16 protein-coding genes and 2 tRNA genes are annotated in these 23,706 nt (G+C 64.5%); 4 read left to right on the top strand and 14 right to left on the bottom strand.

Annotation, left to right across the window (positions count from 1 at the left end; all coding sequences use genetic code 11):
• Positions 1-114 precede the first annotated feature (114 nt).
• On the top strand, positions 115-717 hold the full coding sequence (locus IVA78_RS07530) for a DNA-3-methyladenine glycosylase (protein WP_247281077.1): 603 nt from the start codon (positions 115-117) through the stop codon (positions 715-717).
• An 89-nt stretch (positions 718-806) separates the two neighbouring features.
• On the opposite strand, the gene IVA78_RS07525 is transcribed toward IVA78_RS07530, so the two are convergent.
• From IVA78_RS07525 to IVA78_RS07495, 7 genes are all read right to left on the bottom strand, one after another.
• A complete protein-coding gene (locus IVA78_RS07525) occupies positions 807-3,683 on the bottom strand; it encodes a valine--tRNA ligase (protein ID WP_247281076.1) in 2,877 nt (958 codons plus the stop codon).
• Positions 3,684-3,809: 126 nt separating this feature from the next.
• Positions 3,810-4,568 carry a DUF2497 domain-containing protein gene (locus IVA78_RS07520; protein ID WP_247281075.1) on the bottom strand — a complete coding sequence of 253 codons (759 nt, stop codon included), beginning with the start codon at positions 4,566-4,568 and terminating at the stop codon, positions 3,810-3,812.
• A gap of 303 nt (positions 4,569-4,871) precedes the next feature.
• On the bottom strand, positions 4,872-6,257 hold the full coding sequence (locus tag IVA78_RS07515; protein WP_247281128.1) for a TolC family outer membrane protein: 1,386 nt from the start codon (positions 6,255-6,257) through the stop codon (positions 4,872-4,874).
• Positions 6,258-6,459: 202 nt separating this feature from the next.
• Positions 6,460-7,122, bottom strand: coding sequence for a protein-L-isoaspartate O-methyltransferase (locus tag IVA78_RS07510; protein ID WP_247281074.1), 663 nt, complete (start codon positions 7,120-7,122; stop codon positions 6,460-6,462).
• Positions 7,123-7,271: 149 nt separating this feature from the next.
• Entirely contained in the window at positions 7,272-7,451 is a 180-nt protein-coding gene (locus IVA78_RS07505; RefSeq protein ID WP_247281073.1) for a hypothetical protein, read from the bottom strand.
• A gap of 211 nt (positions 7,452-7,662) precedes the next feature.
• Positions 7,663-7,737 (bottom strand) — tRNA-Asn (locus tag IVA78_RS07500).
• 361 nt (positions 7,738-8,098) lie between these two features.
• Positions 8,099-8,359, bottom strand: coding sequence for a hypothetical protein (locus IVA78_RS07495; protein ID WP_247281072.1), 261 nt, complete (start codon positions 8,357-8,359; stop codon positions 8,099-8,101).
• Between the two features lie 257 nt (positions 8,360-8,616).
• Here IVA78_RS07495 and IVA78_RS07490 point away from each other — a divergent pair, with 257 nt between their 5' ends.
• Both IVA78_RS07490 and IVA78_RS07485 read left to right on the top strand, forming a co-directional pair.
• On the top strand, positions 8,617-8,811 hold the full coding sequence (locus IVA78_RS07490; protein ID WP_247281071.1) for a hypothetical protein: 195 nt from the start codon (positions 8,617-8,619) through the stop codon (positions 8,809-8,811).
• Positions 8,812-9,037: 226 nt separating this feature from the next.
• Entirely contained in the window at positions 9,038-9,190 is a 153-nt protein-coding gene (locus tag IVA78_RS07485) for a hypothetical protein (RefSeq protein ID WP_247281070.1), read from the top strand.
• 271 nt (positions 9,191-9,461) lie between these two features.
• On the opposite strand, the gene IVA78_RS07480 is transcribed toward IVA78_RS07485, so the two are convergent.
• From IVA78_RS07480 to IVA78_RS07455, 6 genes are all read right to left on the bottom strand, one after another.
• A tRNA-Cys gene (locus IVA78_RS07480) sits at positions 9,462-9,535 on the bottom strand.
• Positions 9,536-9,659: 124 nt separating this feature from the next.
• Entirely contained in the window at positions 9,660-10,391 is a 732-nt protein-coding gene (locus IVA78_RS07475) for a tRNA-uridine aminocarboxypropyltransferase (RefSeq protein WP_247464940.1), read from the bottom strand.
• Between the two features lie 36 nt (positions 10,392-10,427).
• Positions 10,428-13,532: an efflux RND transporter permease subunit gene (locus IVA78_RS07470; RefSeq protein ID WP_247281068.1), complete on the bottom strand. Its 3,105-nt coding sequence runs from the start codon at positions 13,530-13,532 to the stop codon at positions 10,428-10,430.
• A complete protein-coding gene (locus IVA78_RS07465; protein ID WP_247281067.1) occupies positions 13,532-16,681 on the bottom strand; it encodes an efflux RND transporter permease subunit in 3,150 nt (1,049 codons plus the stop codon). The genes IVA78_RS07470 and IVA78_RS07465 overlap by 1 nt, the downstream gene beginning before the upstream one ends.
• 37 nt (positions 16,682-16,718) lie before the next feature.
• Positions 16,719-18,110, bottom strand: coding sequence for an efflux RND transporter periplasmic adaptor subunit (locus IVA78_RS07460; RefSeq protein WP_247464937.1), 1,392 nt, complete (start codon positions 18,108-18,110; stop codon positions 16,719-16,721).
• The gene (locus IVA78_RS07455) at positions 18,100-19,551 is read right to left on the bottom strand and encodes an efflux transporter outer membrane subunit (RefSeq protein WP_247281065.1); all 1,452 of its coding nucleotides are present in this window, start codon (positions 19,549-19,551) and stop codon (positions 18,100-18,102) included. The genes IVA78_RS07460 and IVA78_RS07455 overlap by 11 nt, the downstream gene beginning before the upstream one ends.
• A 762-nt stretch (positions 19,552-20,313) precedes the next feature.
• Between IVA78_RS07455 and IVA78_RS07450 the strand changes: the two genes are divergently transcribed.
• Positions 20,314-21,348: a cysteine synthase A gene (locus tag IVA78_RS07450; protein ID WP_247281064.1), complete on the top strand. Its 1,035-nt coding sequence runs from the start codon at positions 20,314-20,316 to the stop codon at positions 21,346-21,348.
• 16 nt (positions 21,349-21,364) lie between these two features.
• On the opposite strand, the gene IVA78_RS07445 is transcribed toward IVA78_RS07450, so the two are convergent.
• On the bottom strand, positions 21,365-23,602 hold the full coding sequence (locus tag IVA78_RS07445) for a glycosyltransferase family 41 protein (RefSeq protein ID WP_247449070.1): 2,238 nt from the start codon (positions 23,600-23,602) through the stop codon (positions 21,365-21,367).
• Positions 23,603-23,706 lie beyond the last annotated feature (104 nt).

Genomic DNA, 23,706 nt, shown 5'->3' with positions numbered 1-23,706 from the left:
TCAGGTCCTACCTAGTCGGTCTGGCTGAGCATCGCAACCCGGCTCGCCCCGCTTCAGCGAACATGGCAGATATGGGCAATATCCTGCTCTGTTCTCAGGCGATTCTCACCTCGAATGGCTCCAAGATCGAATGCCTCTCCGTTGCGGCTTGGCAAGCCGCTGAAGCGGACCTTTTTCGACCGCAGCGTCCACGAGGTCGCGCCCGACCTGATCGGCGCCACCATGCTGGTCGACGGCGTCGGTGGAATCATCGTCGAGGTCGAGGCCTATCATCATACCGACCCGGCCGCGCATTCCTATCGCGGGCCGACGCCTCGGAACCAGGTGATGTTTGGGCCGCCCGGCTACGCCTATGTCTACCGTTCCTACGGCATCCATTGGTGCGTGAACTTCGTCTGCGAGGAGGAAGGTTCGGCCAGCGCCGTGCTGATCCGCGCGCTGGAGCCGACCCATGGCTTAGCCGCGATGCGACGCCGCCGCCATCTCCAGGATTTGCACGCGCTGTGCTCGGGCCCGGGCAAGCTGACCGAAGCGCTCGGCATCACGATCGCGCACAACGCGCTGCCGCTGGATCGGCCGCCGATCGCCCTGCACGCGCGGACGGAGGATGTCGAGGTCGCTGCCGGGATTCGGATCGGCATCACCAAGGCGGTCGAGCTGCCCTGGCGCTATGGCATCAAGGGCTCGAAATTTTTGAGCAAGCCGTTTCCGAAGTAACGATCATTCCGGGATGGTCCGAAGGACCAGACCCGGAATCTCGAGATTCCGGGTTCGGCTCTTCGAGCCGCCCCGGAATGAGGACCAGATTAAGACGCCTGCTTGAGCCGCTCCAGCGCCTCCAGCAGCTTGGCCTTGCGGGCCAGCGCCGCCTCGCGCTTTTCGCGCTCCTCCTCGACGACCTCCTCGGCCGCGTTGGCGACGAACTTCTCGTTGGCCAGCTTGGACTCGGCGCGCTTGATGTCGGCGTCGGCCTTGCCGATCTCCTTGTCGAGACGCGTGCGCTCGGCGGCGACGTCGATTACGCCCTTCAGCGGCAGCGCGGCCACCTCGCCGCGCACAAGCAGTTGAACGGCGCCGTCAGGTGCGCGGTCGGCGAAAGAGATGTCGGAGAGCCGCGCCATGCGCTTGATGACTTCGGTCCAGCGCGGCGCGCGCTCTTTCGTCTCTGCCGAAACGCCCACGAGCACCAGCGCCGTCAGCGTCGCCGGCGGGATATTCATCTCGGCACGCACCGAACGGATCTGGGTGACGAGATCGATCACCCAGCCGATCTCGGCCTCGGCCGCGGGATCGCTGAAGTCGGCATGGTCGAAGATCGGCAGCACCCAGGCCGGCGAGACGAGCGGATCGGTCGGTCCCGTCGTCGCGGCGAGCATCGCAAGCTGCTCCGGCGTCGGCTCAACCGGCTTGAGCGGCCACGGCGCCAATGCGAGCAGGCTATCGCGCTTCGCCGTCACCTCCCACAGCTCTTCGGTGATGAAGGGCATGAAGGGGTGCAGCAGCTTGAGGATCTCGTCGCGCGCCCAGGCCACCATAGCGCGGGTTTCGTCCTTGGCGGGACTGTCGGGACCGAGCAGCACGGGCTTGGCGAGCTCGACATACCAGTCGCAATAGACGTTCCAGACGAAGCGGTAGATGCTGCCGGCGGCATCGTTGAAGCGATAGGCTCCGATGGCCTCGGTCACTTCTCGCGTGGTGTGCGCGCTCTCGTGCGCGATCCAGCGGTTCAGCGTCTGCTTCGCCTTCGCCGGCTCGAAGCCGTCGGGAACGGCACAGTGATTCATCTCCGCGAAGCGACAAGCATTCCAGAGCTTGGTCGCGAAATTGCGGTAGCCCTCGACGCGGCTGGTGGCGAGCTTGATGTCGCGGCCCTGCGCCGCCATCGCGGCCAGCGTGAAGCGGAGCGCGTCCGCGCCATATTCGTCGATCAGATGGAGGGGATCGATGACGTTGCCCTTCGACTTCGACATCTTGGCGCCCTTCTCGTCGCGGACGAGGGCGTGGATGTAGACGGTCGAGAACGGCACCTCCTTCATGAAGTGCAGGCCCATCATCATCATGCGGGCGACCCAGAAGAAGATGATGTCGAAGCCGGTCACCAGCGCATTGGTCGGATAATAGCGCTGCACCTCGGGCGTGTCGTCGGGCCAGCCGAGCGTCGAGAACGGCCACAGCGCCGACGAAAACCAAGTGTCGAGCACGTCCTCGTCGCGCGTGATGAAGCCTTCGCGCTTGTTGCGATCGAGCGCCATCTCACGCCCCTGCTCGGCCGTGATGACCTCCTGCTCGACGTAGTAGCCGAGCGCGTGGCTGACGGCCTCCTCCTCGGTCTCGGCGACGAACACCTTCCCATCCGGACCGTACCAGGCCGGGATCTGGTGGCCCCACCAGAGCTGGCGCGAGATGCACCAGGGCTGGATGTTCTCCATCCACTCGAAATAGGTCTTTTCCCAGTTTTTCGGCACGAACGTCGTTTCGCCCGAACGCACCGCCGCGATCGCGGGCTTCGCCAGCGTCTTGGCATCGACATACCATTGATCGGTCAGATACGGCTCGATCACGCTGTTCGAACGATCGCCATGCGGCACCATGTGGGTGTGCGGCTCGATCCGCTCGACGAAGCCGAACGATTCCAATCGCTCGACGATGCGCTTGCGTGCGACAAAGCGGTCGACCTTGTGGAATTCCTCGGCGAACTGCCCGGCGCCTTCCGGCAGGTCACGCAGATAATCCTCGTTGTCGAGGAGATCGAGAGAACCCTCCCTGTCGAGGACGCTGATCCGGCGCAGGCCGTGGCGATTACCGAGCTCGAAATCGTTGAAGTCGTGCGCCGGCGTCACCTTCACCGCGCCCGAGCCCTTGTCCGGATCCGAATAGTCGTCGGCGACGATCTGGATCTTGCGGCCGACCAACGGCAGGATGACGTTCTTGCCGATAAGCTTCTGATAACGCTCGTCCTCGGGATGTACCGCCACGCCGGTGTCGCCGAGCATGGTCTCGGGGCGCGTGGTGGCGACGACGATGAAGCTCGAGGGATCCTCAGGGCTGAACGTCTTCCCCTCGATCGGATAGCGCAGATACCAGAGGCTGCCCTTGACCTCGACCTGCTGCACTTCGAGATCGGAGATTGCGGTCAAGAGCTTGGTGTCCCAGTTCACCAGCCGCTTGTCCTTGTAGATCAGCCCCTGGCGGTGCAGCTCGACAAACACCTTGACGACGGCCTTCGACAGGCCCTCGTCCATGGTGAAGCGCTCGCGCGACCAGTCGCAGGACGCGCCGAGCCGCTTGAGCTGATTGATGATGGTGTCGCCGCTCTCGGCCTTCCACTGCCAGACCCGCTCCAGAAACTTCTCGCGGCCCATCTCGCGGCGGCCGGGCTCTTGACGCTCCATCAGCTGGCGCTCGACCACCATCTGGGTCGCGATGCCGGCATGGTCGGTGCCGGGCTGCCACAGCACGTCGCGGCCGCGCATGCGCTCGAACCGGCACAGGATGTCCTGAAGCGTGTTGTTGAGGGCGTGGCCCATGTGCAGCGAGCCCGTCACGTTCGGCGGCGGGATCACAATGGTGAACGGCACCGCGTCGCGGCGGTCGGGGCGGCCGGCCTTGAAGGCAAGGCTGTCCTCCCACACCACGGACATGCGGGTTTCGATATCGGCGGGCTGGTAATTTTTCTCGATCATGGGGCTGTTAGAAAGCCGCGCGCGCGGTTCAAGTCAACGGGAAGCTCGACGACAGGCGTTTTCGGCCCGGGCCGCAGGCCGAATATGACGCCGGAGCAGGGCTTTATCTTGGCCGCACGGCCCTTCTCAGCGGCCGCCGCGCGAGACTCGCTCGATTTCGGCCTTCACGATGCGTTCAACCAGGCCCGGCAGATTGTCATCGAGCCAGGACTTCAGCATCGGACGCAACATCTCCTTGACCAGATCCTCCAGCGTCCGCGCATTGCTGCTCAGAACCGTGTGGGCCAGCGAGTTGAAGGCAGATTCGACCGCGGAGACCGTCGATTGCGCCAGGATCGGCTGTTGCGGCGGCACCGGCGGCGCATCGTAGTCCACCGGCGTGTAGGACGGCGGCGACGGGGGGCGCGGCTGCGGCGATTCCGTGAATTCGAGATCGTCGCGCGGCTCGACCTTGTGGAAGGTGGGTGGCGGCGGAGGCGGTGTCGGGTCCATCGCCATCTCGTCGGTCAACTCGAGCACGTCGGGCTCCGGCTCCGGCTCGGGAGCGCGGACCTCCGGCGCAGGCGTTGCTGCGTCGAGCCCGGCCAGCAGCGCGTCGATATCGTCTTGGCTATTGGATGCGTCCGCCGCAGCTGCGGACGGCGGCGGCGCCGGCTTTGCAGCCTGCGGCGGTGCGGGCTTCTCGGCGGCGGGTTTGGGCGGAGCGACCTTGGATGGCGGAATGTCGTTCATCGCCTGCGGCTTTGGCGCGGCGGGCGCCGCAGCCTTCTCGGGTTTTGCGGCTTCTGTCGGCGGCGGCTTGGCCTCATCGTCGGCGATGATGCGCCGGATCGAGGCCAGAATCTCCTCCATCGAGGGTTCTGTAACCTTTGCAGGCTGCGTCATCTCCGACTCCACATCATCAACGCCCTCGCATGCGTTGTTTTACACCAAGCACGGCAGGATTGGCCGGTTCCGGACCGGCGGCCCGACGATTTTCGTCGCAGCAGCCCGACTTGTCCCCAGATCACGGCTCAACGTGCGGCGGTGCGCCCCTGCCCCCGGCACTCAAGCTTTACGCACACGGCATCGATACGGGCGAATCGACCCGCATCTTCTTGGCAAGGCTATGTCAGGGATTTTGATGATTGCAAGCAAAGCGCCAGTCGGCCTCGGCACTTCGCGAGACCGACCGGATCACTACGGACATCAGCGTCCGTCAGGCGTGCGTACACCGGCCCAGCTGTCGCGGACCTGCTGGTAATGCACGGAGGGATCGTAGACCGTGGTCGCGAGGCCGAGCACCTGCGGCGACAGGCGGCCAACAGCCGCGAGAACGTTATAGGATGCAACCACGCGGTCATGCTGCGCGGTGACCAGCGCGACGCGCGCGTTGACCAAGGCCTGCTGCGCGTTGAGGACGTCGAGCGTGGTGCGCTGACCCGCCTTGGCTTCTTCGCGCACGCCATTCAGCGCGATCTCGGATGCCGCAACTTGCGCCTGCGCGGACTGCACCTGCGCCTTACCGGCCTGCAACGACCCCCACCACTGAACCACGGTCGCACGAATCTGATCGCGCGTGGTTTCGAGATTGAGACGCTGCTGCGCCAGGTTTTCCTTGGATTGACGGATCAGCGCATATTGATTGCCGCCATCATAGAGCTGCCACGAGGCCTGTGCGACCGCGGCTGCGCTAAACGACCTGTATTGAATCAGCGACTGTTCATTGGCCTGCGTTGCGCTGGCCTGCAACGTGACCGTGGGCAGCAGCGCGCCTTCGGCGACCTTGACCTGCAGATAGTTGACGTCGATGCCGAACATTGCGGCCGTGACGTTGGGATGCTCGACCAAGCTGAGCTCGACGGCCGAAGCGAGCGTCGCAGGCAGGAACCGGTCGACCGGCGAGCCCGGCGCGAGGTTTGTCGGCTCGTTGCCGATGATGCGACGGAAATTCGCGCGCGTCGTGGTGAGATTGGCTTCGGCGGTAAGCGCCTGCGTCCTGCCGGCAGCGAGTTGCGCTTCCGATTGGGCGACGTCGGTACGCGTCACTTCGCCGACATTGAAGCGGTCACGGGTCTGCTTCAGCGTCTGCTCGAGCACGCGCACGTTGCTGCGTTGGACTTCCAGCGTGGCGGCATCGCGCAGATAGTCCATGTAGGTCGTTGCAGCCTGAAGCAGCACGCTTTGATCGAGGCTGCGCAGCGCTTCGCGAGCACCGGACACCTGGCTCTCTGCCGCGCGCGTCCTGTTGGCGGTCTGGTTGCCGTTGTAGAGCGTCTGCGAAACCGTCAGGCCCGCGCTGCGGGGAACGGTGGTGCCATTGATTGGGGCGCTGCCCGGCGCGGTCAGCGTGTCCTGATATTGATAACCGGCGCTCGCCGTCAGCGCGACTCTGGGGCGATATCCCGACAATGCCTGAGGCACGTTCTCGTCGGTCGAGCGCACCTGGGCACGCTGTGCGTTGAGCTGCGGATTGTTCTGATAGGCGCGCACCAGCGCGGACTCGATCGTGTCCGCCAAGGCAGGCGTCGGCCCGGCTAGCGACAGCAGCAGGACCGAAACCGCAGCTCCGGTGAAGAGCTTCACCCCATGCATCCCTGAAATTCCGTTCATTCTAACGCCCGGCTCGTGCCCGCGAGCTGGGTACCGTCTATCGAGTGGAGTCGTTGCCCCGCCGCAACATAGGACGGGGATTGTCGCGGCGGAACCACCTCAGGGTAGTTCTCGGTGGAAACTCTTCACGTGCAGCATCCCGGCCACACTTCTGATTCAGAACGGGATTTTTCGGCTCCGGGCCTCAGAAAACGAAGGCGGCGGCCCGTTCCATCCCGGGAAGGACCGGGGCGGCGGCGTCGAACAACGCCCGATGGCCGAATTCACCATGAGTCTTTGTCACGATCATGGCCCGCGGCGGCCTGGATTCGGCCGACACTCCCACGAGGCGCCCGCCTTCCTTCAGCTGCCCGAGCAGCCCCTCCAGGGTTATCTCGGCAGCGCCATTGAGGACGATCACGTCATAAGGAGCGGTGGACGGATCACCCTCGCTGCAGGAGCCGACTTTGCAGGTAACGTTGGCGAGCCCAAGGGCAGCGAAGGCGTCCTTGGCCTTCGCCGCCAGACCCGGATCACATTCCGTCGCCGTGACCTGGCGCGCGAGCTTGGCGGCAAGCGCGGCCAGATAGCCCGTCGCGCAGCCGACGATCAGCACATTGTCTCCTTGGCCGATTTCGGCGGCCTGGAGCAGCTTGCCGGTCAGTTGCGGCTTGATCAGGAACCGCTTGGCGCCGCCCTCGCTCACATCGAGGTCGAGGTCGAGATAAGCCAACGCCTGCCTGCTGGCCGGCACGAAGGCCTCGCGCGGAACCGTAAGCATGGCATCGAGAATACGACGGTCGGTAACGTCATTGGTGCGCACCTGGCCATCGACCATTTTTTGGCGCGCAGTCGAGAAACCGGACATTTGCGGACCCTGGAATGCGGACGATGCCGCGGAGATGAATTGGCGGCATCTTTGAAACATGCCCGCCGAAAACGCAACATGGCCGTTGGCCGCGAGGAGCCCCATGGGCTTGCGCAGCTCACCGCATCAGGATCAGGGTGCGGGACGCATCATTCGATCGCCACCGCGAGGCGGCCGATCAGAGCGGCGACCTCGTCCAGCCGTGCCGAATCGGGTGCCTCGACCGCACGCGCAAGACAAGCGATGCATTCGTCGTCGCTGAGTTCGGGAATGTCGGCCGGCAGGATCGAGGGTCCCCTATGAGAACGGTCGATCTGAATGTCTGGCATGGGAATCAGCTCCGTAAGGATCCGGCACGGGGCAAGCTCGATTTGAATTGAGTCGATTTGGCGCCGTCCTCATGGCGCCAAGGCGCTATTGCACACGTCTGGTTGAGTTTGATTGCGCGTCGGGATCGTGGAAGCAGTTCAGATATTGCCGCAACGAAATCGCGCGGCACGTGAAGGCGCTATCGCAACTCGTTGAACTGGCGATAAAATTTGGCTCCCCGGGCTGGATTCGAACCAGCGACCATCCGATTAACAGTCGGATGCTCTACCGCTGAGCTACCGAGGAAAAGGCGAACCAGTCGTTCGCGCGCGGCTGCGTATAACAAAGCCAGTTGCGCTTGCAAAGGACGAATTCGTCGTCCTTCGCAATGCGTTCGCAATAATGGCAGGCGGCGAACTTAGGTTTCTCGTCCCCTCTGACTGGGATGAGGTGGCCGGACAATGCGCTAAGTCAGAATTTCTGTAGAGGCGAAGCTCCGATGGAGCAAAACGTAGTCCGAGACGTTCCGTCATTGGGATCGACGCGTGCGGACCGACGTTGGCTTTTCGATCACTCAACAGCCTGTCCGCAGCATATTCACAAGCGCGGATTCAACAGATTTGCGTGGCGCGCACGCCACTTGCTGCGCACAAATCCACAGAGACGACTACCCGCCGGCCTGGTCGAACACGCCGCGGCACGCTTCGCTCAGGCTGGCCCGGTGACGTCGCAGGCACGCGGTGATGGCACGGACGTTGGGGATTTCGCCGGCGCAGAGACGGTAGACGTCGGGCGTGCAGGCCCGGCGCTGCTCCGGCGTTCCCTGCGCATGGGCGGCGGAGGCAAACATCGTCAGGAAAAGCCCGACCGTCGAGGCGCGGCGCGCCCGGCTCTTCACAATTGCAAACCGCAAGAACCTCACCTTCATGACCGCTCTCCCGTTCTGCTCTGCCCGCCCGGCGGCGTTGGCCGGGGTCGCGACAACGTTTGCGAGAAATAAAGCGGGGACGATGTGACTTCTTTCACACTGCGGGCAAGGCTCAGGAACCTAAGTTCCAAGGGGATTTTCAGGACTCGCTAACCAATCGGGACCCGAGCGCCGGATCGTTAAAATGCGAACGACCGGGTCAATCGGGAAACAAGCCGGCTTTGCGATATTGGGCCGTCTGCTTTCCGGAGGGTGCGATGAGCGAAGCCGAATTCAACTTGCTGCTGGATGCCGTCGGGGGCGCCATGATTCACGAAGATTGCACGCCCGCGCCGAAGGAGGAATTCGTGCCCCGTTCGTGGTCGTGCGTCGCAACGCCCAGGGCCGCCAATGATAATGAGGGCGCCTGGCCTCTCCTCCCCTTTCCGGACGGCTGGTACGCAGCCTGCTGACTACCTTCATCGTAAACGGAAGCGTCCCGCCCTTGCGGGATTTTTGAACGATGCTGTTAAGCATCGCGCGCCCCACGAATGAGTCGAGCTCCCTCCAGCTCGGATTTCGGGATAGATCGGACGATGCCACCCACGATCTTTCCAGCGCTCGATTGATAGGCGTGGTTTTGCGGGACAGGCACGCTCCTTGCCTATTGGACCTGCCCAAGCATGGAGGCGTGCACTGATGGGACAGCGAGCTCGTATTTCAAAGCGTCCGAAGTCCAATTTGACACATGCTGCCCGCGACAAGCTGCTCGCGTTGTTAGACGCAATCGAGGAACTTGAAGATCTCAGAGAGAAAGTCCGGCTCGCCGAAGCCGCCCGCGTGCTGCACTAGGATTAGGTGGAGAATCCATTCTCTTCGGGGGCGCTTCGGCGCGTCCTAGACTAGCCCGGGGGTCACCGCGACTGACCGACACGCCTCTCGTCGCAGAGCCGTTTCGAACAGCAATCTCGGCCCAGAGACATCAGCGGGCCGCCGTACTGTCGCGAACTCGGTGGGACCGGTCTTGCTGTGCGCCGCTACCTAGAATTTGCAATCCGCTGGCCGGCCGGATCAGCGGAACTGAGACCGAATGAAGTCTACAAGCAGTTTCCGTAGCTTGTAATGGAGGCCACGACCAGAATTGAACTGGTGTACACGGTTTTGCAGACCGTTGCGTAACCACTCCGCCACGTGGCCCCGTAAGGCCGGAGCAATATAGGGGATGAAAGGTTTAGGCAACCCCGATGGGCCAGCTGTCCCTTTACCCCATCGGTCGGTTGGTAGATGCAGGCGAGAACGCGCAGCACGATGTAGGCTTGGGTCAGGCTCGTTTGCGACGCCGGAAGTCGCGGCGGCCCTTCGGGGCAGGTTTGGGCGCCAGTTCCGGCATCTCGGCCTGGACCTCGCGGTAGCGTGTCAACAGTCGTTCAAAACTGGCGTGCAGGGTGTCGGCGATATCGGGACGCCGCTCGACGGCCGCGAGGATCGTCGCCGCGGCCTCGATGGTCGAAAGACCGTCGCGGCGTGGCTCCTTGCGCAGGCGGCCGTAGCGCGAGGGGTGCGCCGGGTTCAGGATCACGCGCTGGCATTTCAGCATCCAGGGATTGCGCCACCACAGCGCCTTGGCCTGGCTCCAGGTGCCGTCGAGCAGCACGACGCCTTCGAGCTTGCCGAGGATCGCGCGCTGGTTGTCCGCGATCTCACCCTTGCGGTTGAGCGCGACGATCTCGCCCTCGGCCTCGAGATCGGCGGCGCGAGCCGAGCCGAGATAGAGCACGGCCCACCGCGCGGCATTCTCGACCGGCCGGCCCAGCGCCTTGGACAGGCTCGGCCAGGACAGGCCAACGCGCAGCGTGGCATCTACGAAATGCTTAGCGAGCAGCCGCGCGGTGCCGAGCGCCCTGTCCTGTTCCTGCGGATGCTGGAGGATCAGGAGCGACAGCCGATTTTCAATGGGCGTGACGGTGTCGCAGATGCACAGCGGCATCGGCTTCTGGCAGTGCGGGCATTCGGGGATCGGCTCGGTCGGCGCGGCAGCGGGCTGGTTGGACATGGCGCCGCTATACGCTCCAAGCGACGCTTCAACAACCTATTCCGCCGGCGCGGGCAGCGGGCGCGGCGCGGTTCGCCGTCTCAGACGGTCGATCAGGAGGTAGATCACTGGCGTCGTGTAGAGCGTCAGGATCTGCGAGACGAACAGACCGCCGATGATGGTGATGCCGAGCGGTCGGCGCAGCTCCGTGCCGGGGCCGGTCGCGACCACCAGCGGAATGCCGGCGAACAGCGCCGCCATTGTCGTCATCAGGATCGGGCGGAAGCGCGCCTGGCAGGCCTCGAAGATCGCCTCCGCCGACGACAATCCGCGCTGGCGCTCGGCATCGAGAGCGAAGTCGACCATCATGATGCCGTTCTTCTTCACGATGCCGATCAGCAGGATGATGCCGACGAAGGCGATCACGGTCAGCGGCGTATTGGTCAGTTGAAGCGCAAGCAGCGCGCCGAGGCCGGCTGACGGTAGCGTGGAGATGATCGTGAGCGGGTGGGCAAGGCTCTCATAGAGCACGCCGAGCACGATATACATCGCGACTAGCGCACCGAGGATCAGGAGCGGCTGACGCCCGCTGGTCTTGGCGAAATCGCCGGCATTGCCGTCAAAGCTGCCACGGATGCCCTCGGGCATGTGCAATTCCTCGACCGCACGCTGGATATTTTGCGTCGCGGCCTGGAGCGGCACGTCCGGCAAGAGGTTGAACGAGACTGTCGTCGAGGGGAACGACTGCGAGTGATAAACCGCGAGCGCGGCAAGTCCGCGCGTTGCGTGCACCACGGCCGACAATGGGACCTGAGCGTCGCCGGCGCCGGCGACATAGATGCGATCGAGATTGGAGGGATCGACCTGGAATTTCGGGTCGATCTCCAGCACGGTCATGTACTGGTTGCGCTGGGTGTAGATGATTCCGATCTGCCGCTGCGCGAAAGCGTTGTTCAACGCATTGTCGATGTCCTGGACCCTGACGCCCAGCGCCGAGGCCTTCTGGCGATCGATGCTGAGCGTAAGCTGGAGCCCACCGGGATCGCGGTCGCTGGAGATATCGGTGATGCCCTCGATGCTTTCCATCCGCTTGGCCACGATCGGCGCCCATTTCTGCAGCAGGCCGAGATCGGTGCTGGTCAGCGTGTACTGGTAGTCGGAATCGCTTTGCCGCCCGCCGGCGCGCACGTCCTGGGCGGCGAACATGAACAGGCGGATGCCGGGCACGGGATACAATGCGCGCCTGAGACGGTCGATGACGACCTGCGTCGAGACGTGCTCGCGCTCCTCCGGCGGCTTCAGGCTGATGAACATGGTGCCGCGGTTCGAGGTCGCCGCCCCCGGGCCGCCGCCGCTACCGACGGTCGAGCCGATGCCGGCGACGGCCGGATCCTGCATCACGATGTCGGCGAGCCGCTGCTGGAGGCCGAGCATGGACTGGAACGAGATGTCGGCCGAAGCGCGGGTCGCGCCGATGATGAAACCGGAATCATCGGTCGGGAAATAGCCCTTGGGCACCTTGATGTAGAGCGTCACCGTGAGGCCGATGGTGGCGAAGAATACGAGCAGCGTCAGCAGCGGAAATTCCAGTACGGTGCGCAGAGTGCGGGTGTAGAAGGCGACGATGCGCGACAGCGAGCCCTCGATCAGGCGGTCGAACAACGTCGCGGTGCCGGACGTGGTCTGCCGGATGTAATGGGCGCAGATCATTGGCGTGACCGTGAGCGACACCAGCGTCGAGACCAGGATCGCGAAGGTCAGCGTCAGCGAGAATTCGCGCAGGAGACGGCCGACGATGCCGTCCATGAAGATCAACGGCGTGAACGCTGCGATCAGTGACAGGCTGATCGAGACCACGGTAAATCCGATCTGCTTCGCACCCTCCTGCGCCGCCCGAAACGGCCGCATGCCGTGCTCCAGATTGCGGAACATGTTCTCGATCATGACGATAGCGTCGTCGACCACGAAGCCGACGGAGATCGCCAGCGCCATCAGCGAGAGATTGTCGATCGAGAAGCCCGCGACCCACATGCCGGCGCAGGTGCCGGCCAGCGCCAGCGGCACCGAGATGCCCGCTGCGATCGTCGGCGTCAGCCGCCGCAGGAACACGAACACCACGACCATGACGAGGAGCGCGGTTGCCAGCAAGGTCCATTGCATATCCAGGACGCTGGCGCGGATCGTACCGGTGCGATCGACCAGCGTCGAGATCTCGACGCCGGCCGGGATCCACTGCTTCAGCGCGGGGATCAGCGCCTTCACCCGATCGACCGTGCCGATGACGTTGGCGTCGCCCTGCTTGGTGATCTGGATCAGCACCGCCGGCTGCTTGTTGAACCAGGCGATCGAGCGGGCGTTGCGGACGGAATCCTCGATATCGGCGACGTCGGACAGCCGCACGAAATTGCCGTTGGAGCTTTTGATGACGATGTCGCGGAACTCTTTCGCCGTGCGCATCTGCCGATTGAGGGCCAGCGTCTCGCTCTGGCGCTCGCCGTTGAAGATGCCGACGGGACCGAGCGGGTTGGCGTTGATGATCGCGGTCCTGACGTCGTCGGTGGCGATACCTGCATTCGACAGCGCGACGGGATTGAGCTGCACCCGCACGGCCGGCTGGTCGGCGCCGGAGACCGTGACGTCGCCGACACCAGGCACCTGTGAGATACGCTGCGCGATGACCGTATCTGCGACGTCGTAGATCGCGCTGGCCGACAGCGTCTTCGAGGTCAAAGCGAGCACGAAGACGGGCGCGCCGGCCGTGTTGGCTTTGCGGAAGCGAGGCAGCGTCGGCAGGTCGCTGGGCAGATCGACGAGCGAGGCGTTGATGGCTGCCTGCACGTCGCGGGCGGCCTTGTCGATGTTGCGGCCGATGTCGAACTGGAGCTGGATGTTGGTCGTGCCGAGCGAACTTGTGGACGTGATCTGGTTGATGCCGGCGATCTCGCCGAGCCGCCGTTCCAGCGGCGAGGCCACGGTCGCGGCCATCACGGACGGATCGGCGCCGGGGCGACTGGCAGAGACGAAGATGGCGGGAAAGTCGACATTCGGGACCGAGGCAACGGGAAGGAACTGGTAGGCGACGACACCCAGCAGGAACAACCCGATCGACAGCAGCGTGGTCGCGACCGGGCGGCGGATGAAGGGCTCCGAGATCGATGCCATCACTGCATCCCCTCGGTCGCGCCGGCAATCGGCGGGCCGCCGGATTCGGCCGGCGGCAGCGCCTGCTCGAGGCGGCGGTTGATGCGGTCGAGCGCGAGGTAGATCACGGGGGTGGTATAGAGCGTCAGTAACTGGCTCAGCAGCAGGCCGCCGATGATGGAGATGCCGAGCGGAAAGCGCAGCTCGGCGCCGGTGCCGCTCTCGATCGCCAGCGGCAGCGCGCCGAACAGCGCCGCCAGCGTCGTCATCATGATCGGACGGAAGCGCAAGAGGCAGGCCTGCACGATCGCCTCGTTCGGCGACATGCCCTGCCTGCGCTCGGCCTCCAGCGCGAAGTCGATCATCATGATCGCGTTCTTCTTGACGATGCCCATCAAGAGGATGATGCCGATCAGGCCGATCACCGAGAGGTCCTGGCCGCACAGCACCAGGGCCAGGATAGCGCCGACGCCGGCCGAGGGCAGCGTCGAGAGGATGGTGATCGGGTGGATGTAGCTCTCATAGAGCACGCCGAGCACGATGTAGATGGTGATGACGGCGGCAAGCAGCAGCCAGGGCTGGCCGGCCAGCGCCTTGGCGAATTCGGCGGCATCGCCGGCATAGACGCCGACGATGCTGTTGGGCATGCCGATCCGGGTCTCGATCGTCTTGACCGCCTCGACCGCATCGCCCAGCGCCGCGCCCGGCGCAAGATTGAAGCTGAGCGACACGGAGGGGAATTGCGCCTGGTGCGAGATCGCGAGCGGCGCCGTGGTGCGCTTCAGCGTCGCCACGGCCGACAGCGGCACCTGGGCGCTTGGCGCGCCGACGGTGGTGCTCGCGGCGCCCGGCAGATAGAGCTTTGACAGGATCGAAGGGTCGCGCTGGTACATCGGCAGCGCCTCCAGCACGACTCGGTACTGGTTGGCCTGGCCGTAGATAGTCGAGATCTGCCGCTGCGCGAAGGCGTCGTTCAGCGTGTCGGTGATGGCCTGGAGGCTGACGCCGAGTTGCCCCGCCCGCGTGCGATCCACGTCGAGCTGCGCCCGCAGCCCGCCTTCCTGCGCCTCCGAGGAGACGTCACGGAACAGCGGATTCCGCCGCATCTCCGCCACCAGCTTGCCCGCCCATTCCGAGACCAGCGTCGCATCGGTGCCGGTCAGCGTGTACTGGTATTGCGAGCGGCTCGACTGGGTCGAGATCTGCACGTCCTGCACCGGCTGGAAATAGACCGTCATGCCGGGAATGCCAGATACCCTCTCCTTCAGGCGAATCACGACCGCGGCGACATCGTCGCGCCGTTCGCCGCGCGGTTTCAAGGTCATCACGATGCGCCCGACATTGGTGGTCGGGTTGACCGAGCCCGCCCCGATCACGGAGACCACGCCAACCACGTCGGGATCGGCCTTGATGGCGGCGGCGGCCTCGGCTTGCCGCTTCTGCATCTCCGCGAACGACACGTCGGGCCCGGCCTCCGTCACCGCCGTGATCGAGGCGGTGTCCTGGAGCGGCAGGAAGCCTTTTGGCGCGACGACATAGAGGACGAGGGTCGCAACCAGCGTGGCAAAGGTTACGACCAAGGTGGCGCGCTGGCGTTCCAGCACCCACAGCAGCGTCCGGTGATAGGCCTCGACGGTGCGGTCGATGAAACGGCTGACAGCGGCGAGGCCCGGCACCGCCAGCTCCTCGTGGGCGGCTTTAAGCAGACGCGAGCACATCATCGGCGTCAGCGTCAGCGAGACCACCGCCGAGGTGACGACGGCGATGGTCAGCGTCAACGCGAATTCGCGGAACATGCGCCCGACGAGACCGGACATGAACAACAGCGGAATGAAGACCGCGATCAGCGACACCGTCAGCGAGATCACCGTGAAGCCGATTTCGCTGGCGCCCTTCAGCGAGGCCTCCATCGCACTCTCGCCATTCTCCATGTGGCGGACGATGTTCTCGATCATGACGATGGCGTCGTCGACGACGAAGCCGGTGCCGATCGTCAGCGCCATCAGCGAGAGATTGTCGAGGCTGAAGCCGGCAAAATACATGATGCCGAAGCTCGTAATCAGCGATAGCGGCAGCGCCACGCCTGCGATCAACGTAGCCCGTAGCGAACGCAGGAACAGCAGCACCACCAGGGTCACCAGCACGACGCTCAGGATCAAGGTGAACTGCACGTCATGGACCGAAGCACGAATGGTGACGGTGCGGTCGGAGACGATGGTGAGGTTCACGCCGGCAGGAATCGCGCGCTGCACCTTGGGGATCTCGGCGCGGATCTGGCTGACGACGTCGATGACGTTGGCGCCGGGCTGGCGCTGGATGTCGATGATGACCGCCGGCGTGCCCTGGTACCAGCCGCCAGTGCGGTCGTTCTCGAGGCCGTCGACGATCTGCGCGACGTCGGCGATGGTCACGGGCGAGCCATTGCGATAGGCAATGATGACGGGCTTGTAGGCGTCCGCCGCGGCGATCTGGTCGTTGGCGGCAATGATGTAGGATTGTTGCGCGCCGTCGAGCGATCCCTTCGGCCCGGAGACGTTGGCATTGGCGATCGCCGTGCGCAGGTCCTCCATGGCGATGCCATAGGCGGCCAGCCGCGCCAGATCGGCCTGGATGCGCACGGCCGGCTTCAGCCCGCCGAGCACCGAAACGCGTCCGACGCCAGAAATCTGGCTCAAGCGTTGCGCCAGAATGGTGTCGGCGATGTCGCTCATCACGCGCAGCGAGATCGTGTCCGAGCGCAGCGCCAGCGTCATCACCGGCGCGTCCGCCGGATTCACCTTGGCGTAGGTCGGCGGATAAGGCAGCGTTTTGGGCAGCACACCAGCCGCCGCGTTGATCGCGGCCTGCACGTCCTGGGTCGCACCGTCGATGTCGCGGTTGAGGTCGAACTGAAGCGAGATCTGGCTGACGCCGAACGAGCTGGTCGAGTTTATCGCCGACAGCGAGGGGATCTGGCCGAGCTGCCGCTCGAGCGGCGCGGTGATGAGCGAGGCGATCACGTCGGGGCTCGCGCCTGGCAGCTGCGTCGTCACCTGCACGGTCGGGAAATCGACCTGCGGCAACGCCGAGACCGGCAGCGCGAAGTAGCCGAGCGCGCCGCCGATCAACAGCGCGATGCCGAGCAGCGAGGTCGCAATCGGCCGTCGGATGAAGGGTTCGGAGACACCCATGGGCTACGCCTGCCGCTTCAGGCGGCTGTTGTCGGGATCATGGCTGCTTGGCTCCACTTCCCGATGCGCCCGGCCCCGGTGCCGGTCCGGTCTGCCCCTTCTGATCGCCTTCGCTGCTCTTCCGCTTGGCGCGGAACTCGCCCTCGTTGCCTTGTCCCTCCTTCTGGCCTTCTTTGGCACCATCCTTCTTCTGAGCGTCCGGCCCGCGCGAGCGCTTGCGCGGGGCTAGATCGGCCGAGGGGGTCTGGTCGTCGCGGCCGACGATCACTTTGGAGCCGTCGGACAAATTGGCAAAACCCGTGGTGACGATCTTGTCATTCGGCGAGAGGCCGCTGGCGATCACGGCATCATGCTCGTTCTGCTGCGTCACCGTCACGGGCTTGGCCGAGACGACGTTGTCCTCGCCGATGACATAGCTGAAGGTCCCGATCGGACCGCGCTGCACCGCAGAGGTCGGCACCACCAGCGCCTGCGTCAAGGTCTCGACTTTGAGGCGGACATTGACGAACTGGCCCGGCCAGAGCTGGTAATTGGCGTTGGGAAATTCCGCCTTGAGCTTGAGCGTGCCAGTGGTCTGGTCGACCTGGTTGTCGATGCCGGTGAGCTTGCCGGTATCGATCACCGTGATGCCGTCATTGCCGAACACGTCGACCGCGAGCGTCCCCTTCGCCGCCGCGGCGTTGACGCGCATGATCTGCTGTTGCGGCAAGCTGAACCACACCGCGATCGGCTGCAGCTGAGTGATCACCACGAGCCCTGTGGTGTCCGAGGCATGGATGATGTTGCCCTGGTCGACCTGGCGTAGGCCGGCCCGACCCGAGATCGGCGCTACGATCTTAGTGTAGCTCAGCGTCGCCGCTGCATTGTCGATCGCGGCCTGATCCGCCTTCACCAGCGCCTCAGTCTGGGCTACCAGCGCGCGCTGGGTGTCCGCCTGCTGCTTCGAGCCGGCATTGGAGGCGGCAAGCTGCTCGTAGCGCGCAAGGTCGATGCGCTGGTTGGCCAGCTGGGCTTGGTCCTGCGCCTTCTTCGCGACGGCTTGGTCGTATTGGGCCTGGTAGATCGCCGGATCGATCTCGCCGAGCACGTCGCCTTTCTTGACGTCCTGGCCTTCGGTGAAATTGACCGCGATCAGCTTGCCATCCACCTGCGAGCGCACGGTCACGGTATTGAGCGCGCGGATCGCCCCGACGCCATCGAGATAAACCGGCACGTCCTGGATGCGCGGGCTTGCCGCCAGCACCGGCACCGGCAGATCGGGTCGCTGGTTGCGGTTGTTCGCTTGCTGCTGATGCGTGACGGTCCAGCCGAGATAACCGAGGCCGCCGAGGATCGCGAGCGTGATCAGGGTCATGATCAGGCCGCGGCCGCGCGACTTTTTCGCCGTGCCCTCCGTCGCGTCCTTCTTAGTCTCCGGCTTAAAGAGCATTGACCGGTTTCTCCATCCTCGGCTCCCAACCGCCGCCGAGCGCCTGGTACAGGCTGACGATGGCGAGGAGCCGTCCGAGTTGGGCCTGCGACAGCGCGTCTTCCGCCTGAAACAGGGTCAGTTGGGTGTTGAGCACGGTCACGATGTCGGCAGTGCCGGCGCGCAATTGCTGCTCGGAGAGATCGAAGGCGCGGCGCGAGGCGGCAACGACGTCGCGCTGCAATTGCAGCTTGATCGTGGTCTGCTTGATCGAGAACAGCGCGTTGTCGACGTCGGCAAAAGCCTGGACGATGGTCTTGCGGTAGGTCTGGAGCAGCTCGTCCTGCCGCGCCTTGGCCAGTTCGAAATTGCCGAGGATCCTGCCCCCGTCGAAGATCGGCTGCGTGGCACTGCCGACGAGCTGGAAGAAGGCGGCATGCGGCTGGAATAGCGAGACCAGCGCCGAGCTCTGATAGCCGCCATTGCCGGTCAGCTGGATCGTCGGAAAGAATTGCGCGCGGGCATTACCGATGTTTGCGGTAGCGGAGGCGAGCTGTGCCTCCTGCCGGCGGATGTCCGGCCGCTGCGTCAGGAGCTCCGACGGCAGTCCGGGCGTGACGCGGGGGATCGCGATCCGGTCGAGCGAGCCGCCGAGCACCCGCACGCTCTCCGGCGGACGCGATACCAAGACAGCCAGCGCATTGATGTTCTGGTCGAGCGTCTGGCGCAGCGGCGGGACCAGCGCCTTCTGGTTCGCGAGCACGCTCTCCTGCTGGGCGACGTCGAGATCGGTGCCGGTGCCGGCCCTGCGCCGCTCCTTGACCGCATCGAGGATGCGCTGCGCGCTCGCGATGTTGCGCTGTGAGGTCCTGATGCGGTCCTGTGAGGCCAGGACCTGGAAATAGGCATTGGCGACGGCCGCCAGCGTCGTCAGCGCGACCGTGTCGCGATCGAAGCGGTTGGCGTTCGCCGTCTCCTCGGCCGTTTGCAGCGCATCGCGGTTCTGGCCCCAGAAGTCGAGCTGGTAGCTCGCGCTCAACGAGGCCGAATAGTTGACGACTTCGCGCCCGCCTATGGACAGGCCGGAGGCGCTGGAGCCCGAGGTGCGTGAATAGGTTTCCGATCCGGCCGTGGACAGGCTCGGCAGCAGCGCCGCGCCCGCCTGCCGCGCCTGGGCGTCGGCCTGGACGATGCGCGCGACCGCAGCGGCGATGTCGAGGTTGACGGTCTGCGCCTCCTCCATGAGCTGCGTCAGCTCCGTGGAGCGGAAACCGCGCCACCAATCCAGCGATGGCGGCGCATCCCCTTTGCCGGCGTATTTGTATTGGGTGGGAACATCGAGCGCGGGATCGGGAAGATCCTGCGTCAGCACGCAAGCGCCCGAATTCGCCGCGAGGCACAGCGCCGCAAGCCAGCGCGCAGCGCGCCGCGTCCAGGACGCAGACCCCGGAGACCGCCGCATGGCGGTCGCAGGAACATCCTGTGTCACATCCACCCCCCGCCGGGCAGATCCAGCCGCCACCGCGAAGCCGGATTAACCGATTCGCGGCGGCAGAGTCGGGGGGCGTTGGACAACTCGTTCACAGCGTGATGCTTTCTGCGGAACCTCAGACTCATACTAGCCGGGTGCGCAACGGCGGGACAGTGCCGCAGGTGCGAGATAGACGGCTCGGACAAGCGTCTATCGAACCTGCCAAATGGGAAATATCCCTGTCTGGCAGCGATTTCTTCAATTCCGGCCCCCTCCTGGAGCGCGTTCAAGCTTACTAAGATTTCATGTGATACCGGCGCGGCCCGATCCGGGCGCACCGCTCGCAATGGGCGTCATGCGGCTTCAGCTCAGTCTCGGCGCCTGGCCGGCTGGTCTCACGATGTCGTCATTGGCCGAAAACGAGCCCGTCTCCGTCGTGTAGATATCTCCTCAAACTTCCACGCGCCATCGACGCTTTCGCCATCGAGACATCCTGCCGAAGGCGAAGATTGACGCGGGAGCCGCTCTTGCGACCGTTGTCTTCTGCACTCTCATAGATGTCAGGGATATCCTTCCCCTGATATCGCGCCCTCGTGGCCGAGCACATCATCGCCCGCTTTACCCTCTCAAGAATCCAGTGCTGCGGCGGCGCTTCGGCTGGTTTCGCCGCAGCGCAAAAGCCTTTCCCTTTTGGCTCCCAAGCACTAGGTTCTGGCCAACCTGATCAACCCTTTGCCAGTGATTTCCTCCGACATGACCATCAACAACGACGTTGTCGAAGCCATCGGCAACACCCCGCTCATCAGGCTCACGCGCGCCTCGGAGTTGACCGGCTGCACCATCCTGGGCAAGGCCGAGTTCATGAATCCCGGCCAGTCGGTGAAGGATCGCGCCGGCAAATGGATGATCCTGGAGGCCGAGAAGCGTGGCGAGCTGAAGCCCGGTGGCCTCGTGGTCGAGGCGACCGCCGGCAATACCGGAATCGGTCTCGCGGTCGTTGCGAGCGCGCGCGGCTACCGCACGCTGATCGTGATCCCGGAGACGCAGAGCCAGGAAAAGAAGGATTTCTTGAAGCTGTGCGGCGCCGAGCTGATCGAGGTGCCGGCCCTGCCCTATGCCAATCCGAATAACTATCAGCATGTCGGCCGCAGGCTCGCCGACGAGCTGCGCAAGACCGAACCCAATGGCGTGCTGTTCGCAGACCAATGGAACAATCTCGACAACGCCAAGGCGCATTACGAATCCACCGGACCTGAGATCTGGGAGCAGACCGGCGGCAAGGTCGACGGCTTTGTCTGCTCGGTCGGCAGCGGCGGCACGCTCGCCGGCGTCAGCCGCTACCTCAAAGAGAGGAACAAGAGCATCCGCATCGCCTGTGCCGATCCGCACGGCGCCGGCATGTACGAATATTTCAGGACCGGCGATCCCAAGGCGACGCCGGGTGGCTCGATCACCGAGGGCATCGGACTGAACCGCGCGACCGCGATCGTGGAGACAGCCAAGGTCGATGACGCCTATCTCATTCCCGACGCCGAAGCCGTAAGTGCGATCTACGAGCTGCTCCAGCACGAAGGCCTGTGCCTCGGCGGCTCGACCGGCATCAATATCGTCGGAGCGATGCGCCTTGCGAAGCAGCTCGGGCCCGGCAAGACGATCGTCACGGTGCTCTGCGATTCCGGCAGCCGCTACCTGTCGAAGCTGTTCAACGCCGACTTCATGCGCGCCAAGAACCTTCCAGTACCCGAGTGGCTGGAGAAGCGCAGCAACATCAAACCGCCGTTCGTCTGATAGCGGCGCGGGCGGTCTACGCGACCTCGACGCGTTCCGAGGCTGCCGCACAATAATCGCGCCAGAACTGGCGATAGCCCGCCTCGACCCTGCGCGTATAGATCTCGACATTGCCCGCCGGCGAGTGCGCGATCCGGGCCGGCAATTCCGAGCGCAGCTTCGCCAGATGCCCGGGCTGTGCCGCGAACTTGCGGGCGATCGCCGCATAGCCCTCGTCATCCTCGGTGACCCAGTCATCGAGACCGGCACCGGTCAGGATGGAGGCGCCGGCGCGGGACGAGGCACCGTGGCCGAGCTTGGCGACGACCGGAACGCCGGCATAGAGCGATTCCCAGGTGCTGATGCCGCCGTTCTGCGGAAATGGATCGAGCGATATATCGACCTCCATGAACGCCCGCAGGTGCTCCGCACGTTCCGACGAGCCCAGGCAGGTGACATGCTCTTCGGCAATGCCCTGTGCCGCGAATCGAGCGAGGAGACCGTCGCGCACCAAGGGATCGTCAAGCAGGGTATGCTTGACGATGAGCTTCGACCCGGTCACCTCGCGCATGATTTGCGACCACACGCGAATGGCCTCGTCCGAGATCTTGTTGATGCGGTTGAATACGCCGAAGGTCACATGGCCCTTGCGGAGCATGGGAAGCTCTGAAGGCGGCGCATCCAGGATCGGGTCGATCGTGATCAGGCACGGCAGGTCGTAGACCTTTTCCGTCAGCAGATGTCGTGCCAACTGCGGGATGAAGACGGGATCGGCGAGCACATAGTCCATGGCCTGAAGCCCCGTTCCCGTGGCATGCCCGAAGCCCGTGACCTGGATAGGGGCAGGCTTGCGCGCGAACACGGGCAGCCTGTTGCCGGTCGAATGACCAGACACGTCGATCAGGATATCGACCTTGTCAGCTTCAATACGATCGGCGAGTTCCTCGTCCGATAGCTGCCAGGCATCGACCCAGACGTCCGCCACCGACCTGAACCTGGCGGTCATCGCGTCCTGTGACGGCGAGCAAGAATAACAGATGATCTCGAACTGGGCGCGATCATGGCGGCTCAGCACCGGGAGCAGCGCGAATGCCGCCGAATGGTACCAGAACTCGGCAGCGACATAGCCGATCACGATCCGCCTGTCCGGATCGACCTGCCGGGGCGAAAGCTTGCGTCGCTGCACCCTGGCGCCAATCGTCTCGCCCCAATATCGTCGCGCGCCCTGCTGGACCGCGAAATCGGCGTCGGGGAGATAGTCGAGAAAGAAGATCTTCCGCGCGATCAGGTCCGGATCCGGTGCGATTGCCAGCGCGGCGTCGAGATGTTCGATCGCCGCTGCGATCTCGCCCTGATTCGCAAAACAGGCGCTGAGCAGCGCCAACGCGACCGCCGAGCGCGGATTTTCCTGAAGCAACGACTTGCAGGCGAGGATCGCCTGCGCCGTCTTTCCCATGCTCAGCGAGACTTCCGCCTTTCCCCGCAAGGCTGCCTCGAGATTCGGTGCAAGCGCGAGTGCGGCATCAAAATCCGACGCCGCCTGTTCGGGGCGCGACCGCGCAAGATGGAGCCGGCCTCGGTGCGCCAGGACCTTCGCCGAACGGGGCCTGATGGCGAGCGCCGCTTCGAGCGCGGCTTCCGCCTCGTCGTAGTGCTTGAGCTCGATACTGACCACGCCCTTGCCGACAAGCCCTTCCGCGTGACGCGGCTGGAACAGCAGGGCGCGCTCGAAACTCTGTTTGGCGCGCTCGATCCGGCCCAGCGCCAGCTCGGCCAAGCCGCGATTGCAGAGCGCGTCGGCATAGTCAGGCTTCAGCCCGATGGCGCGATCGTACATCTCGATGGCCTGCTCGGGCAGGTTCATGTGGAGCAAGGTGTTGCCGAGACCGGTCAGGGCCGGTGCGAAATTCGGCTTCAGTGCGATCGCCTTCTCCAGACAAGCGCGAGCGGCCCCGAACTTCTGCTGGACGAAGTACACGGTCGCGAGGTTGTTGTGGGCCTCGTGCGAACGCGGATCGATTGCGACCGCGCGCTCGAGCAGCTGTTGCCCCTCTTCCAGCCGCCCGGCCTGTTGCCCGCACAGGCCGAGCATGTGCGTGGCATCGAAATGATCCGGAACAGCCTGCAGGATCTGGCGGCAGAGCGCATCAGTCTCGGCATAACGGCCCTGGCCATAGGCGCTTGCGGCAGCAGAGATGAGGCCATCCGCCTGTTTCTTCAATTTCTTCTGCAAGCGCGCATTGTGGAATGCGCGCGCGCCGGCGCTGCTCTGCAAGATGTCTCTCCGGAAATGGCCCGGAGCGAGTCTAGCTGATTCGCATGCCGGGCCGGCTGGTCGGCGGCATCGGCAACCGCCCCGGTATTTCCCGGGGCTCGGCG

Source organism: Bradyrhizobium sp. 137, assembly GCF_023074095.1.
Lineage (GTDB): Bacteria > Pseudomonadota > Alphaproteobacteria > Rhizobiales > Xanthobacteraceae > Bradyrhizobium.
This window is presented reverse-complemented; position numbering and strand designations above follow the sequence as displayed.